At 49.7% G+C, this 1,219-nt stretch carries 1 rRNA gene; it reads left to right on the top strand.

Annotated features, from left to right (window positions below):
• Positions 1–355 precede the first annotated feature (355 nt).
• Positions 356–1,219 (top strand): 16S ribosomal RNA (locus ACFVFH_RS35770); the annotation flags it as partial.

Below are 1,219 nucleotides of genomic sequence, written 5' to 3' on the forward strand. Positions count from 1 at the left end.
GGACATTGTTTGGGACCATGGGGTCGCAGGTTCGAATCCTGTCTTCCCGACCATTCTCAAACTATAAAGATAATATACTGGTTTTCTTTTTTTCTCTTTTTTTTAAAAAATGCTTGATTTATAGAGAGGCACCGTGGTATATTATTAAACGTCGCTGATGAACAGCAGACAACAACAAAAAGCTTCGGAAACAACTTAAAAAAAGTTGTTGACATAAAAGAAGCTGAGTGGTAAGATAATAAAGTTGCTTCAACAAGCGGTAATGATCTTTGAAAACTAAACAAGACAAAACGTACCTGTTAATTCAAAGTTTTAAATAAATCGCACAGCGATGTGCGTAGTCAGTCAAACTACTTTATCGGAGAGTTTGATCCTGGCTCAGGACGAACGCTGGCGGCGTGCCTAATACATGCAAGTCGAGCGGACAGATGGGAGCTTGCTCCCTGATGTTAGCGGCGGACGGGTGAGTAACACGTGGGTAACCTGCCTGTAAGACTGGGATAACTCCGGGAAACCGGGGCTAATACCGGATGGTTGTTTGAACCGCATGGTTCAGACATAAAAGGTGGCTTCGGCTACCACTTACAGATGGACCCGCGGCGCATTAGCTAGTTGGTGAGGTAACGGCTCACCAAGGCAACGATGCGTAGCCGACCTGAGAGGGTGATCGGCCACACTGGGACTGAGACACGGCCCAGACTCCTACGGGAGGCAGCAGTAGGGAATCTTCCGCAATGGACGAAAGTCTGACGGAGCAACGCCGCGTGAGTGATGAAGGTTTTCGGATCGTAAAGCTCTGTTGTTAGGGAAGAACAAGTGCCGTTCAAATAGGGCGGCACCTTGACGGTACCTAACCAGAAAGCCACGGCTAACTACGTGCCAGCAGCCGCGGTAATACGTAGGTGGCAAGCGTTGTCCGGAATTATTGGGCGTAAAGGGCTCGCAGGCGGTTTCTTAAGTCTGATGTGAAAGCCCCCGGCTCAACCGGGGAGGGTCATTGGAAACTGGGGAACTTGAGTGCAGAAGAGGAGAGTGGAATTCCACGTGTAGCGGTGAAATGCGTAGAGATGTGGAGGAACACCAGTGGCGAAGGCGACTCTCTGGTCTGTAACTGACGCTGAGGAGCGAAAGCGTGGGGAGCGAACAGGATTAGATACCCTGGTAGTCCACGCCGTAAACGATGAGTGCTAAGTGTTAGGGGGTTTCCGCCCCTTAGTGC

Source organism: Streptomyces sp. NPDC057697, from assembly GCF_042799335.1.
Classification (GTDB): Bacteria; Actinomycetota; Actinomycetes; order Streptomycetales; family Streptomycetaceae; genus Streptomyces.